The 13549-nt window shown below is 68.1% G+C and carries 7 protein-coding genes; all 7 read left to right on the forward strand.

Features of this window, described 5'->3' with window-relative positions:
• Window positions 1-53: 53 nt before the first annotated feature.
• Window positions 54-2741, forward strand: a complete 2688-nt coding sequence (locus tag SOM28_RS00955; RefSeq protein WP_320466880.1) for a beta-mannosidase — start codon at window positions 54-56, stop codon at window positions 2739-2741.
• On the forward strand, window positions 2738-6217 hold the full coding sequence (locus SOM28_RS00960; RefSeq protein WP_320466881.1) for a GH92 family glycosyl hydrolase: 3480 nt from the start codon (window positions 2738-2740) through the stop codon (window positions 6215-6217). Before SOM28_RS00955 ends, SOM28_RS00960 begins: the two co-directional genes overlap by 4 nt.
• 284 nt (window positions 6218-6501) lie before the next feature.
• Window positions 6502-7488 (forward strand): LacI family DNA-binding transcriptional regulator, encoded by a 987-nt coding sequence (locus tag SOM28_RS00965; protein WP_320466882.1) that lies wholly within the window; start codon window positions 6502-6504, stop codon window positions 7486-7488.
• 22 nt (window positions 7489-7510) lie between these two features.
• On the forward strand, window positions 7511-8728 hold the full coding sequence (locus SOM28_RS00970; protein ID WP_320466883.1) for an AGE family epimerase/isomerase: 1218 nt from the start codon (window positions 7511-7513) through the stop codon (window positions 8726-8728).
• Window positions 8729-8738: 10 nt separating this feature from the next.
• On the forward strand, window positions 8739-9644 hold the full coding sequence (locus tag SOM28_RS00975; protein ID WP_320467308.1) for a carbohydrate kinase family protein: 906 nt from the start codon (window positions 8739-8741) through the stop codon (window positions 9642-9644).
• A complete protein-coding gene (locus SOM28_RS00980) occupies window positions 9644-12124 on the forward strand; it encodes a GH92 family glycosyl hydrolase (RefSeq protein WP_320466884.1) in 2481 nt (826 codons plus the stop codon). Before SOM28_RS00975 ends, SOM28_RS00980 begins: the two co-directional genes overlap by 1 nt.
• A 47-nt stretch (window positions 12125-12171) precedes the next feature.
• Complete coding sequence (locus SOM28_RS00985; protein ID WP_320467309.1) at window positions 12172-13446, forward strand: sugar MFS transporter; 1275 nt, start codon at window positions 12172-12174, stop codon at window positions 13444-13446.
• The last annotated feature ends 103 nt before the right edge of the window (window positions 13447-13549 follow it).

Consider the following 13549-nt stretch of genomic DNA (forward strand, 5'->3'; position numbering starts at 1 on the left):
CGCCTCCCCGCACCTCGACCAGGAGGCGGGGAGGCCCACATCCCATGATTGCCATGTCTACACTGATGTCCTCCACGCGCCTGTTGCTCGGACTGGTCATGGCGCTGCTTGCCGGCGCCGCCCAGGCCGAAGTGCCGCTGCAGTTCACCATCGACCAGGGCTGGACCTTCCGCATGGTGCCGGGCGACGCCCAGGCCGGCGCCTATCCGGAAGCGGCGCCGTCGCGCGCGGCCACGGTGCCGGGTACGGTGCACACCGACCTGATGGCGCACGGCTTGATACCCGACCCTTATGTCGGCGCGCCCGAGGCCGGCTTGCAATGGATCGGCCTGGCGGACTGGGAATACCGCGTCGAATTCGATGCCCCGCGCGCGGCCCTGCGCAACGCGCGCAGCGACCTGGTGTTCGAAGGGCTGGACACCTTCGCCGAAGTCTGGCTCAACGGCCACAAGCTGCTCGACGCCGACAACGCCCACCGTACCTGGCGCGTGCCGGTGCAGGGCCGGCTGCACCCGAGCGGCAACATCCTGCGCATCGTGCTGCGCTCGCCGATCGCGCGGATGCTGCCGCAGGTCGCGGCGATGCCGCACAAAATCGCCGGCAACTATCCTTCTCCCTACGGCGACGAGCCGCAGGACGCCATGACCGGCAACTTCGTGCGCAAGCCCGGCTATCACTACGGCTGGGACTGGGGACCGCGCTACGTCGGCGCCGGCATCACCAAGCCGGTGGTGCTGCAAAGCTGGGATGCGCTGCGCATCGACGACCTGCAACTGCGCCAGGATCGCGTCGACGCCGCGCGCGCCGAACTGACCGCGATCGCCTCGCTCGACGCGGTGCGCGCTGCGGCGGTCGAGCTGCGCCTGTGGCAGACCGCGCCCGATGGCGCGCGCACGCTGGCCGCCCGCCAGCGCGCCCGGTTGCGCGCCGGCGCCAATCGCATCGCGCTTCCGGTGGCGGTCGACGCGCCCCAGCGCTGGTTCCCGAACGGCTACGGCAAGCAGCCGCTGTACCGCTACGAGCTCGAGGTGGCTGACGGCAAGACCCGGCTGGCGAGCGTCTCCGCCCGCACCGGCCTGCGCAGCGTCGAACTGCGCCGCGACCGCGACCCGCGCGGCACGGCCTTCTACTTCGTCGTCAACGGCATCCCGGTGTTCGCCAAGGGCGCCAACACGATCCCGTTCGACATGTTCCAACCGCGCGTCAAGAAGGCGCAGCTGCGCCGCGCGCTGGAACTGGCGCGCGACGCCAATATGAATATGTTGCGCAGCTGGGGTGGCGGCTACTACGAAGGGCGCGACTTCTATGATCTTGCCGACGAGCTGGGCCTCTTGGTATGGCAGGACTTCATGTTCGGCGGCGGCATGCAGCCGGCCTACGACCCGGCCTTCCGCGCGAACGTCGTGCACGAGGCGCGCGACCAGGTCAGGCGCTTGCGCAATCATCCGAGCGTGGTGCTGTGGTGCGGCAATAACGAGCAAGAGATCGCGTGGAAATACTGGGGGCATGGCAAGACGCTGAAGGCGGCCGATCCGGTCTTCGCCGACCAGGTATGGAAGGGCTATGTGCAGCTATTCGGCGCCGACCTGCGCCAGGTGGTGCGGGAAGAGGGCGGCGGCATCGGCTACTGGTCCAGCTCGCCGAGCGAGGACTTGCAGGAAGTCGCCAACACCGAGGCCAGCGGCGACATGCATTACTGGGAAGTGTGGGGCAATCCGGCCCATCCAGTGACGAAATACCTGGAGATCACGCCGCGTTTCATGTCCGAATACGGCCTGCAGGCGTGGCCAGTCCAGCGCACCATCGATGCCTTCGCCCGGCGCGACCAGCAGCAGCTCGGCGCGCCCGTGATCGACGCCCATCAGAAGTTCATGGCCGGCAAGGGCAACGAACGCCTGATGAAGTACATCAATGACGAGTTCGGCGCGCCGCGCGACTTCGCCGGCTTTGTTTACCTGAGCCAGGCGATGCAGGCCGAAGGCATCGAACTGGCGGCGTTGCATCACCGCCGCAGCCGGCCGGTTACCATGGGCTCGCTGTACTGGCAGCTCAACGACGTCTGGCCGGGCGCTTCCTGGTCCGGCATCGACTGGTTCGGCCGCCCGAAGGCGCTGCACTTCCACGCGCGCCGCTTCTTCGCGCCGGTGGCCTTGGCCGCGCTGCGCGATGCCAAGGGCGAGACTGGACTCAGCCTGCTCAATGACCGCATCGGCCGCGTGCGTGGCGAGCTGCGTACCCGCGTGATGACGCTGGACGGCAAGGTGCTGCGCGACGAACGCAAGCCAGTCGAGATGGCGCCGCTGTCGGCGACCGAGGTCGCCGCCTACCGCGACGCCGACCTGCTCGGCACGGCCGATCCCGCCTCCACCGTCGCCGTATTCGAGCTGCAAGCCGAGGGCGAACCGGCCGCGCGCGCCGTGGTGTACTTTGCGCCGGCCAAAAACATCGCCTGGAAAGACGCCGGCCTGCGCGCGGACCTACGCCGCGATCAAGCTCACGCCGGCGCCTACCTGCTCGACATCTCCGCCTCCAGCCTCGCGCGCGCGGTCTGGATCGATTTCGGCGATCTTGATGCCGACCTGTCGGACAACGCCTTGACCCTGCTACCGGGCGAGCGCATCACGCTGGAGGTGACGTCCGACGCCAGCGAAGACGACTTGCGCGCCGCCCTGCAACTTCGCGCGCTGGCCGATGCCGTGCCAGCCACCCTTCCACAGACCAGGAGCCCTTCCGCACCATGACGCAGAAAGCAACCGCTCACGATTCCCGCAGCGCCGCCTTGCTGTCCGACCAACCACGCAGCGCAGGCGCACGCCGTGGCGCTGCCCCGCGGCGGCGCGCCATCGCGGCCCAGGTCGCCGCCGCCGCGCTGCTGCTCGGCTGCGCCAGCACCACGCCTGACAGCCCGGCACCGGCCACGGACGCGGCCTGGTTCTCGAGCTCGTTCGAGGCCAATGACCCCATGCCTGCGACCCTTGCCGGCAGCGGTGTGCGCGTCGAGGCCGGCGCGGGTCCCGAGCGCCCCTACACCGCCAAGCCGAAGGCCGGCTACAGCGGCCTGCGCGCGCTGCGCTACCAGGCCGAAGGCAGCGGCGGCAGCATGCAGCTGTTCCCGGTCGATATCGCCATCGATGCCGACACGACGCTGTCGTGGAAAGTGCTGCCCGAGATCGTCGATGACGACACGGTCGCCTCGACCGGCATCTCGCTCGACCTGGTGCTGGACGACGGCAGCCGCGTCTCAAGCCTGGGCATCCTCGACCACCACGGCGTACGCGTCGGCGCCGCCTCCCAGGCCGAATCGAAGACGCTGTTCCCGCAGCAGTGGGCGAACAAATCGGTGCGCCTGGGCCAGCTGAAGGGCCGCCGCATCAAGTCGATCGAGCTCGAAGTGCGGCCCGCCGGTGGCAAGGCGAGGGCCAGCGGCTGGCTGGACGACATCGTCATCGCCGACCAGGCCCCGCTGGCCGTCACGCGCGTGTCGGACTACGTGCGGGCGACGCGCGGCACCCAGGCCAACGGCACCTTCTCGCGCGGTAACAACATCCCGGCGACGGCGATGCCGCATGGCTTCAACTTCTGGACCCCGGTCACCGACGCCGGCACGCTCAGCTTCATGTACAGCTGGAACGAGAAGAACGGTCCCGACAACCGGCCACGCCTGCAGGCGCTGTCGCTCAGCCACCAGCCGAGCCCGTGGATGGGGGACCGCCAGACCTTCCAGGTGATGCCTTCGGCCGCCAGCGGCCAGCCCGATCCCGATCGCCAGCGCCGCGCGCTGTCGTTCTCGCACGAGCAGGAACAGGCGCGCGCGCATGGCTACCGGGTCGACTTCGACAACGGCATCCGCGCCGAGATCGCGCCGACCGAGCGCGCCGCGGTATTCCGCTTCCGCTTCCCTCTTGACGCCGATGCCAATCTGCTGTTCGATAACGTCGACGCGCGCGGCGGCCTGACGCTCGATGCCGCGACCCAGACCCTGCGCGGCTATACCGACACCCGCAGCGGCCTGTCGAACGGCGCCTCGCGCATGTTCGTGTTCGCGCGCTTCGACCAGCCATGGACCGCCAGCGGCGCGCTCGAGACCGGCCGTCCGACCGGCTACGTCAAGTTCAAGCCCGATGCCAAGGGCGAGGTGCGCATGCGCATCGCCACCTCGCTGATCTCGCTCGAGCAGGCGCGCCGCAACCTGGACATGGAAGTCGGCGACGCCGGCTTCGAGGCCGTGCGCGAGCGCGCCCAGGCGGCCTGGGACGCGGAACTGGGCCGCGTGAACGTGCAGGGCGCCAGCGAAGACCAGCTGGTGACCGTGTACTCGAACCTGTACCGCCTGTTCCTGTATCCGAACATGGCCCACGAAAACGTCGGCACGGTCGACAAGCCGGACTGGCGCCATGCCGACCAGAGCGGCTGGTCCAAGGACAATGCCGGCGGCGACGGCGCCAGCACCTCGGCCAGGATCATCCCGGGCAAGAACTACGTCAACAACGGCTTCTGGGACACCTTCCGCACCACCTGGCCGGCCTATGCGCTGTTCACGCCGACCCGCGCCGGCGAACTGGTCGATGGCTTCCTTCAGCAGTACCGCGACGGCGGCTGGATGGCGCGCTGGTCGTCGCCGGGCTATGCCGACCTGATGGTCGGCACCAGCTCCGACGTCGCCTTCGCCGACGCCTGGCTCAAGGGAGTGCGCGGTTTCGACGTGCACCAGGTCTACGAGGCGGGGCTGAAGAACGCGACGGTGGCGCCGCCGGTCTCGAACGTGGGCCGCAAGGGCCTGGGCAAGTCGATGTACCGTGGCTATGCCGACACCACGGTGCACGAGGGCATGTCGTGGACGCTGGAAGGGGCGCTGAACGACTTCGGCCTGGCCAAGATGGGGCAGGCGCTGGCCGACGAGGAGGCCGGCAAGGGCAATACGGCGCGCGCGCGCCGCTACCGCGAAGAGAGCGAATACTTCGCCTCGCGCGCCACCGACTACGTGCACCTGTTCGACCCGGCGACGGGCTTTTTCCGCGGCCGTGACGCCAAGGGCCAGTGGCGCCAGCCGGCGGCCAGCTTCGAACCGCGCCTGTGGGCGGCGGACTACACCGAAGCCAACGCCTGGACCTTCGCCTTCACCACGCCGCATGATGTCGAGGGGCTGGCCAGCCTGATGGGCGGACGCGACAAGCTGGCGGCGCGCCTCGACCAGTTCTTCGCCACCCCGGAGACGGGTGAGGAAAAATTCTCGGGCCGTTACAAGCGGGTGATCCATGAGATGACCGAGGCGCGCGACGTGCGCATGGGCATGTACGCGCACAGCAACCAGCCTTCGCATCACATTCCGTGGTTGTACGCCTCCGCCGGCCAGCCCTGGAAGACCCAGGCGCTGACCCGCGAAGTGCTGCGCCGCCTGTACCTGGGCAGCGAGATCGGCCAGGGCTACGCCGGCGACGAGGACAACGGCGAGATGTCGGCCTGGTACACCTTCGCCATGATGGGCCTGTATCCGCTGCGCATGGGGTCTCCCGAATACGTGATCGGCTCGCCGGCCTTTGCGCGCACCGACGTGCGGCTGGAAAACGGGCGCATGCTGAGCGTGATCGCGAACAACAACAGCCCGCAGAACGTGTACGTGCAGTCGCTCAAGGTCAACGGCAAGCCGTGGAACCAGGCCTGGATCAAACACGCCGACATCGCCAATGGCGCCACCCTGGAATTCACGATGGGCAGTGCGCCGTCGACCTGGGGCAGCGACGCAGCCAGCCTGCCGGCCTCGCTCACGGCCTCCGGCAAGCAGCCGGAGGGCCTGGACGACCGCAGCGGCGGCGCGCGCAGCGTGACCCTGGACGGCAAGCGTATCGCCGGCGCGCTGGTGGACGACGATGCGGCGACCGTGCTGTCCCTGCCGCCGCGCGCCAGCGTCGCGTTCGCATTCGCGGCGCCAACCCGGATCAGCCACTACACCATCACCGCGGGCGCGTCCGCGCCGCAAGGCCTGGGCTGGACGCTGGAAGGCCGCAGCGGCAAGGGTGGCTGGACTGCGCTCGACGGGCGCAGCGGCGAGCGCTTCGACTGGGGCAAGCAGTTGCGGCCGTTCGGTGTCGCCAAGCCGGGCGCCTACCGCGAATACCGCCTGCGCTTCGACAACGGCAGCACGGTGGAGCTGGCCGAACTCGAACTGCTGCAGCCGGGTGTGCGCAAGCCGTCGACCGGTGTGTTGAGCGCCCGGTAAACACGAAACAGGCACGCAGTAAGTACGTTCTGCCGAGGTAAGACATGCCTCGGCAGAACCCGGTGACGGGCGGCGTTTGGCCTGTTTACTAAAAAGCGCTAAAAAGCGCCGGAGTAGCTTCTCTTCGATTGACGCGTCAAAAGTGCGACTGTTATAAAACCTGCTGGATGCAAGCGAATTTTCCTGGCCGGTCTAAGGCCAAAAAACGCGGCATCCAGCGTTTAATAAAACAGTTTTAAATAATAATGACGGAGACCTAGCATGTTGTCGATTTTGGTGCTGCCATGAGCCAGGTGACCCTGCGCGACATCGCGGGCGAGACCGGGCTGTCGATCGGCACCGTCTCGCGTGCGCTGAAAAACCAGGGCGGCATGACCGAGGCGACCCGGTCGGTCGTGCGCGAGGCCGCCATCCGGCTGGGCTACGATTTTTCGCTGCTCAAGAAGGGCCGCATCCGCCGCATCGCCTTCCTGCTGCACAGCCAGCACAACACGCTCACCTCCAGTCCGTTCTTCACGCCGGTGCTGCACGGCGCTGAAGAAGCCTGCCGGCGCGAGGGCATCGCGCTGTCGCTGATCGTGGTCGGTCCGGCCGAGCCGGTGCTGGAACAGATCCGCCTGCACCAGCCCGACGCGATCCTGTGCGCCGGCTTCTTCGAGCCCGAGGTCTTGAGCGCGCTGCAGCAGACCGGCAAGCCGATGGTGCTGGTGGACATGCACCGGCGCGGCTTCACCTCGATCAATCCGGACAATATGGGTGGCGGCTACCTCGCCACCCAGCACCTGCTGCGCTGCGGCAAGAAGCGCATCGCGATGCTGTCCGGCTCCCTGGCCCACTACAGCATCCAGCAGCGCAACCGGGGCTTTCGCCAGGCGCTGTTCGACGCCAAGGTGCATGCCGACCCGAGCCTGGAAGTCATCGTGCCCACGCTGGGCGAGGGCGAGGACGGCGTGATCGAGGCGATGCGCAGCCTGCTCGAGCTGCCGAAGCGGCCGGACGCGCTGTTCTGCTACAACGACAGCACCGCCCTGGTCGCCATGAAGTACTGCCTGGCCGAAGGGCTCAAGATCCCCTATGACCTCGCGATCGTCGGCTTCGACGATATCGCCGCCTCCGCCGCCGCCATCCCGCCGCTGTCCACCGTCCACGTGGACAAGGAAGCGCTGGGGCGGGCCGGGGTCGACTCCCTGCTGCACAAACCCGACGAAACCCCATCCCAGATAACCCTGCCAGTCGAGATGATCGTGCGCGAGAGCAGCTACGACGACTAACGCACACCCACCCGAAGCCACCATGACCACTTTCCCGAACTTTCGCAGCCCGGACGTGCTGCTCGACCACGCGCGCCACACGATGCGCTTCTACCATCCGCGCGCGATCGATCCCGCCGGCGGCATGTACCACTACTTCAAGGACGACGGCGCGGTCTACGACGCGAGCCATCGCCACCTGGTCAGCAGCACGCGCTTCGTGTTCACCTATGCCATGGCTTACCGCCACTTCGGCGATCCGGCCTATCGCGAGGGCCTAACGCATGCGGTCCATTTTCTGCGCGAATCGCACCGCGCCCCGGATGGCGACGGCTATGCCTGGATGCTGGACGGCCGCACGATCGAGGACGGCACCCAGCACGCCTATGGCGAGGCCTTCGTGCTGCTGGCCTATGCGCACGCCACGATGGGCGGCATGGAGGAGGCGCGTCCCTGGATCGCCGAAGCCTTCGAGCTGATGGAAAAGCGCTTCTGGAACGCGGCCGACGGCCTGTATGCCGACGAGGCGAGCCAGGACTGGCGTGAGCTGTCCACCTACCGCGGCCAGAACGCCAATATGCACGCCTGCGAGGCCCTGCTGGCGGCGCATGCGGCGACCGGCGAGCGGCGCTACATCGAGCGCGCCTATACGGTGGCCTACAACATCACCCAGCGCCAGGCCGAACGCTGCGGCGGCCTGGTCTGGGAACACTACGATACGAACTGGCAGCCCGACTGGACGTTCAATATCGAGGACCCGGAAAACCTGTTCCGTCCCTGGGGCTACCAGCCGGGCCACTTCACCGAATGGGCCAAGCTGCTGCTGCAGCTGGAAGCGCGCGGCAAGGACGTGCTGGAGCAGGACCTCGGCTGGCTGCTGCCGACCGCGGAAAAGCTGTTCAAGGTAGCGGTGGAGAAGGGCTGGGACCCGGAATACGGTGGCCTGTGCTACTCGCTGGCGCCGGACCTGACCGTGTGCGACTTCCACAAATACTTCTGGGTGCAGGCAGAAAGCGCCGCGGCGGCGGCGATGCTGGCCGCGCGCACCGGCAACGCCGAGTACTGGACCTGGTACGACCGCCTGTGGGAATACAGCTGGACCCATTTCGTCGACCACCAGCACGGCGCCTGGTACCGCATCCTCGACCGTGAGAACCGCAAGCTCTCCGACGAGAAGAGCCCGGCCGGCAAGGTCGACTATCACACCATGGGCGCCGTCTACGACATCGTGGCCGTGCTGAAGGGTGGCGCGCGTGCTTAATCCCCCGCTCATGCTGTGCGCCGGCGAGGCGCTGACCGACATGATCCACCAGGGCGACGAACAATGGGTGAGCCGCGTGGGCGGATCGACCTGGAACGTGGCGCGCGCGCTGGCGGCGCTGGGTGAACCGGCGGCCTTCGCCGGCGCCATCAGCCTGGACCGCTTCGGCGACGCGTTGTGGAGCGCCAGCGAGGCCGTCGGCCTGGATACGCGGCTGCTGCAGCGGGTCGACCGTTCGCCGCTGCTGGCCGTGGTCGAGCAGGGCGAGCCGCCGCGCTACTTCTTCATCGGTGACGATTCCGCCGACCTGCACTTCGAGCCGGCGCTGTTCCCGGCCGGCTGGGCCGGTAACCTGCGCTGGGCCCATTTCGGCGGCATCAGCCTGGCACGCGAGCCGCTGGCGGCGAAGCTGGTGGAACTGGCGCGCCAGCTCAAGGCGCAGGGTGTCGCGATCAGCTTCGACCCCAACTACCGCAACCTGATGGACGAGCGCTATGCGCCGACGCTCGAAGCCATGGCCTCGATCGCCGACCTGGTGAAGGTGTCGGACGACGACTTGCGCGGCCTGTTCCCCGGCCTCGAACTGGGCGAAGCGCTGGCGCGCCTGCGCGCCTTCAATCCGGCGGCGTATTGCCTGCTGACGCGCGGGGCCCAGGGCGCGAGCCTGTTCCACGGCGCCGAGCGTTGCGATGCGCAGGCCCCGAAAGTGGCGGTGGTGGACACCGTCGGCGCCGGCGACGCCAGCGCTGCAGGCCTGTTGACCAGCCTGATGCGCCATCCGGAACGGCGCCTGCAGTCGCACCTGCACGCGGCGCTGGCCGCCGGTTCCGCCGCCTGCCTGCAGGCCGGCGCCACGCCGCCGCCACCCGCGGCCATGCACCAACTGTTCGAACAGCTCGAAGGAGACGCAGCGTGATGAGTCAACACCGAACCACCCCATTCCAGCCTGCGATTCGAGGCATCTGCTTCGCCCTGGCCGCCTGCCTGCTGCCGCTGTCCGCGATCGATGCGACGGCGGCCGGCGGGTCGGCCAATGCGGCCAAAGCCGCCGTCGCCGTCGGCACGATGCCAGTCAACACCTTCATCGGCACCCAGGACGAAGGCAATACCTTCCCCGGCGCCTCGGCCCCATTCGGCATGATCCAGGTCAGCCCGATCGCCGACCACTACGCCGGCTACCGCTACACCGACAAGAAGATCCGCGGCTTCGGCCACTCCTTCCTGTCCGGCGCCGGCTGCTGGGAGCAGGGCGGCCAGCTGTCGGTGCTGCCGGTCACCGGAACCATCGGCCCCGGCGGCGACTTCGACACCGCAAAAAAAGGCGCGTTCGACCACAAGCAGTACGCCGCCGACTACACGCATGAGGGCGAAGTCGGCCAGGCCGGCTACTACAAGGTCAAGCTGACCAGCTACGGCGGCATCACCGCCGAGGCGACCGCGCTGACCCGCGCCGCCGCCGAGCGCTATACCTATGCGCCGGGAACGAAGACCGGCCACGTGCTGCTCAACCTGGGTCAGGCCAACGAACGCCATTCCGTGATCGGCAGCGAAGTGAAGATCGTGGGCGACCGCAGCGTCGAGGGCCAGATCGTCACCAAGAGCTTCTGTGGCGGCGCCAAGTACACGACCTGGTTCCGCATGGAGTTCGACCAGCCCTTCGCCAAGCGCGGCATCTGGGACGACCGCGCCGGCTGGCCGGACGTCGACGGCCCGAGCCAGCAGGGCGAGGCCAAGCCACACGGCGTGTGGCTGAGCTTTGACCTGAAGGATGGCCAGGCGGTAACCGCCGTCAGCGCGATCTCGCACGTCGATGCCGAAGGCGCGCGTATCAACCTGAAGGCCGAGGGCATGGAGGCTGGTCGCCCAATGCACTTCGACGCCATGAAAGCCAAGGCGCAGGCCAACTGGCAGCGCGAGCTGGCCAGCGTGCGCATCGAGGGCGGCAGCAAGGATGACCGCACCGTGTTCTACACCGCGCTGTACCACACCTTGCTGCAGCCGCTGACCGGCAACGACGCCGACGGCCGCTATCGCGGCTACGACGACGCCATCCATACGGCCAAGGACTGGGCCTATTACGAGTTCTTCTCGCTGTGGGACACCTACCGCGCCCAGAACCAGATGCTGGCGCTGTTGCGTCCGGAGCGCGCGAGCGATATCGCGACCTCGGTGCTCAAGATCCGCGAGCAGGGCGGCTGGCTGCCGCGCTGGGGCTATGCCAACTTCGAGACCAATATCATGACCGGCGACCCGGTGACGCCGTTCCTGGTCGACCTGTGGCGCTTCGGCGCCTTGAAGGGCCGCGAGGCCGAGGCCTATGCCGCGCTGCGCGAGAACGCCTTCGGCGTGCCGGCCCACGGCATCCGTCCGCAAGGCCGTTCGGGCAACCCGAGCTACCTCAAGCAAGGCTTCGTGCAGTACGACCGCAGCTTCATTTCGAAGGGCATGGACACCGACCCGCACCACGGCGCCTCGGCGACGCTCGAATACGCGGCGGCCGACGGTGCGCTGGCCGGCATGGCCCAGGCGCTCGGCCACGCCGACGACGCGAAAATGCTGGCGCAGCGCGCCCTCAACTGGAAGGCGGTCTGGGACCCGAGCGTGGTCGACGCCGAGACCGGCCAGAAAGGCTTCCCGCGTCCGCGCCTGCTGGACGGCAGCTGGTTCGGCGACGTCGGCAGCGGCTACGATCCGCGCGGCGACCACGGCTTCCATGAAGGCACGGCCTGGCAATACCAGTGGCTGGTGCCGCAGGACGTGCCGGGCCTGGCCGATGCCATGGGCGGCGCGGCGCCGGCTCTGGGCCGCCTGGACCAGTTCTTCGACTATCCGGCGGTGCTGGCCGATCCGAACGCGGTGCGCAAGTCGTGGGTGGTGGGACCGTACAGCTACTACGCCCAGTTCCGCTACAACCCGAACAACGAACCCGACCTGCACGCGCCATGGATGTACACGCTGATGGGCCAGCCGTGGAAGACCACCACCGTGGTGCGCGCGGCCGAGACGCTGTTCACCAACGGTCCCGGCGGCGTGACCGGCAACGACGACCTGGGCACCATGTCGTCCTGGTACCTGTTCAGCGCGCTGGGCATCTATCCGGACATGCCGGGCAGCGGCCGCTTCCTGCTGCACGCGCCGCGCTTCGCCAAAGCCGAGATCGACCTGCCGCAAGGCCGCATCCTGCGCATCGAGGCGCCGGGCGCCAAGCCGGGCGAACGCCGCTTCGTCAAGTCGGTGAACTACGGCGGCCGTGCGGTGGAGCGCGTGTGGCTGGACTGGGAGCAGCTGCAGTCGGCGGGCACGCTGAAGTACCAGCTCACCACGCAGCCGGACACCAAGGGCTGGGGCACGCGCGGGCGTGACCTGCCGCGCCCACCGGCCGGCCTGGCTGATTGAGCGAACCAAGCGCAGATAAAACAATATCAGGAGACAGCATGGCCAATATGCCATACAAGGCGGCGCCTGCCGCCCCCAACCAGGGCGCGGCGACGCAGCTGGACAACAACACGAGTGCGCTCGTCATCGTCACGATCCTGTTCTTCATGTGGGGCCTCATCACGTCGCTGAACGACGTCCTGATCCCGCACCTGAAGGCGGTCTACACCCTGACCTATGTGCAGGCCATGCTGGTGCAGTTCTGCTTCTTCGGGGCCTACGCCATCGTGTCGCTGCCGGCCGGCGCGCTGATCCGCCGCATCGGCTACCAGAAGGGGGCGGTGGCCGGCCTGCTGGTGGCCGCCGTTGGCTGCACGCTGTTCTATCCGGCCTCGTTCGGCGGCTACGGCCTGTTCCTGCTGGCGCTGTTCGTGCTGGCCTCGGGCATCACGGTGCTGCAGGTGGCGGCGAACCCGTACGTGGCGGTGCTCGGCCCGGCGCGCACGGCCTCGAGCCGCCTGACCCTGACCCAGGCCTTCAATTCGCTGGGCACCACGATCGGGCCGGCCGTCGGTGGCCTCTTGATCCTGTCGGCCGCGGGGGCGGTCGCGGTGGCCGGTGTCGATACGGTAGCTGAGGCGGCAGCCGAAGCGGCATCGGTGCGCGGTCCCTACCTGGTGCTGGCCGGTGTGCTGGTCGTGCTGGCGGTGCTGTTCTGGCTGGCCCGCCTGCCGGCGATCGCCGACACCGAAGACGTGCCGCTGGCGGGCGAAAGCCAAGTCTCGGCGCTGTCGCACCGCCACCTGGTGCTGGGCGCGATCGGCATCTTCCTGTACGTGGGGGCGGAAGTGAGCATCGGCAGCTTCCTGATCAACTTCATCGGCGAGCCGCACATCGCCGGCCTGTCGCATGCCGACGCCGCCCATTACGTCAGCATCTACTGGGGCGGGGCGATGATCGGGCGCTTCATCGGCTTCGCCGTGATGCGCGTGGTCAGCCCCGGCAAGACGCTGGCTTTCAATTCGCTGGCGGCGATCGCGCTGGTGCTGGTGGCGACCTTCACCCGGGGCGACCTGGCGATGTGGGCGATCCTGGCCGTCGGCCTGTGCAATTCGATCATGTTCCCGACCATCTTCAGCATGGCGCTGCATGGCCTGGGCAGGCACACAGGCCAGGCCTCGGGCATCCTGTGCATGGCGATCGTGGGCGGCGCGCTGGTGCCGTTCGCGCAGGGAGCCCTGGCGGACGGGTTCAATGTGCAGGTGTCGTTCCTGCTGCCGGCGGCGTGCTACGCCTTCGTCCTGTACTTCGGCGCCAAGTACGCGTCGATGTATAAGGCGTAGGGTGGGCGGGTTTCCCGCCCACGCGTTCAACGCCACTGCGCTCTGCCACTGAGCATATGTGATTTGAACGCGTGGACGGCGAAGCCGTCCACCCTACCATTGA

This window comes from Massilia sp. CFBP9026 (genome assembly GCF_034045165.1).
GTDB lineage: Bacteria > Pseudomonadota > Gammaproteobacteria > Burkholderiales > Burkholderiaceae_D > Telluria > Telluria arenae.

Excerpts from the sequence above, each read along its gene's own strand:
- SOM28_RS00955 (WP_320466880.1), top strand. The coding sequence starts at position 54 with ATGTCTACACTGATGTCCTCCACGCGCCTGTTGCTCGGACTGGTCATG.
- SOM28_RS00960 (WP_320466881.1), top strand. The coding sequence starts at position 2,738 with ATGACGCAGAAAGCAACCGCTCACGATTCCCGCAGCGCCGCCTTGCTG.
- SOM28_RS00965 (WP_320466882.1), top strand. The coding sequence starts at position 6,502 with ATGAGCCAGGTGACCCTGCGCGACATCGCGGGCGAGACCGGGCTGTCG.
- SOM28_RS00970 (WP_320466883.1), top strand. The coding sequence starts at position 7,511 with ATGACCACTTTCCCGAACTTTCGCAGCCCGGACGTGCTGCTCGACCAC.
- SOM28_RS00975 (WP_320467308.1), top strand. The coding sequence starts at position 8,739 with ATGCTGTGCGCCGGCGAGGCGCTGACCGACATGATCCACCAGGGCGAC.
- SOM28_RS00980 (WP_320466884.1), top strand. The coding sequence starts at position 9,644 with ATGAGTCAACACCGAACCACCCCATTCCAGCCTGCGATTCGAGGCATC.
- SOM28_RS00985 (WP_320467309.1), top strand. The coding sequence starts at position 12,172 with ATGCCATACAAGGCGGCGCCTGCCGCCCCCAACCAGGGCGCGGCGACG.